Source organism: Okeania sp. SIO2B9 (assembly GCF_010672505.1).
Taxonomy (GTDB): domain Bacteria; phylum Cyanobacteriota; class Cyanobacteriia; order Cyanobacteriales; family Microcoleaceae; genus Okeania; species Okeania hirsuta.
Genome location: NZ_JAAHGK010001651.1, coordinates 1 through 1358, shown reverse-complemented (window position 1 = coordinate 1358; position 1358 = coordinate 1). Strand labels below are relative to the sequence as shown.

Genomic DNA, 1358 nt, shown 5'->3' with positions numbered 1-1358 from the left:
AAAAATTATGGGATGATAGAAGATTTATATTAGTAAATCAACTAATAATGTTTAGTTTTAATCTCATCCCAAGACCAATTATAGTAACCTATAGTTTACAGTGGATCAACCCAACCGTAAGGGTCAGTCACTTTAGCTGTTTTAATATCTTCTAATTTTTGTAATACTTGAGGAGCATATTTTCGTTCAAAAATAGGAGGTAAAATCATATCTTTACCTTGATCATTAATAGTAGAAATATGAGCAATTGTAGCTGCAGTTCCCATACCAAATGCTTCAGAAAGATTACCCTCTTCATAAGCTTTTGCCACTTCATCAATAGAAATTAATCTTTCCTCAACTTTAACACCCATATCTCTCAATAAAGTTAATACACTATCTCTAGTAATTCCAGCTAATATAGTACCAGTCAACTTAGGAGTAATCACAACATCATTAATGACAAAAGCCACATTCATTGTGCCACATTCTTCAATATATTTTTTTTCCTTCCCATCCAACCATAAAACATTATCATAACCTTGTTGTTTAGCCTCTTTATCTGCTAATAAACTACCACCATAATTACCAGCACATTTAGCCGCACCTGTTCCACCTTCAGCAGCTCGTATATATTTATCTGTAACAATTAACTTAACTGGTTCTGAATAATAAGCACCTACAGGGCAAGAAATAATCATAAATTTATAACTATTTGCTGGTTTAAGACCAACAGATTCATCTGTAGCAAAATAAATAGGTCGAATATATAATACACTACCCGATTGAGTAGGAATCCAGTCAGAATCTAGCCTAATTAATTCCTTTAAACCATCCAGAAAAATATCTTCAGGAATAGGTGGCATACATAATCGAAAAGCTGATTCATTTATCCGTTTATAATTAGCTTGTGGGCGAAATAGTAAAGGTTTTCCTGTGGGACTTCTATAAGCTTTTAAACCTTCAAAAACGGTCTGGCCATAATGGAGGGCTGACAGAGAAGGAGCCATTGAAATATGGCCATAAGGAACAATTTTTACCTCTTGCCAATTACCATCCCTGTAGTCAGCAACTAACATATGATCGCTAAATACTTTGCCAAAGGGACTATTATTGATATCCTGTTCTTTAATCCGAGAGTGGCTAGTTTTTTCTATAGATATTTGAGAATTATGAGAATTAACTATTTGCATTATTGTCTGGCTTTTAGTAAAAATGCTACTTTATATTGTTTATTTATAATATCATGCCCAATTAAATACATATAATTAAAAACAAGTCACTTTTGTAGAAGATGGTAAAAAGCAAAGACCTCAAAAAGTTGTGGGAAAAGTGAAAAGTCTTTACTCCTTTTTAAGTCGGGAGTCAGGAGTAAAGAC

1 protein-coding gene is annotated in these 1358 nt (G+C 33.0%); it reads right to left on the bottom strand.

What is annotated here, in order from left to right; translation table 11 throughout:
* Positions 1-95 precede the first annotated feature (95 nt).
* Positions 96-1172 carry a branched-chain amino acid aminotransferase gene (locus F6K13_RS33420; protein ID WP_124146068.1) on the bottom strand — a complete coding sequence of 359 codons (1077 nt, stop codon included), beginning with the start codon at positions 1170-1172 and terminating at the stop codon, positions 96-98.
* Between the last annotated feature and the right edge of the window lie 186 nt (positions 1173-1358).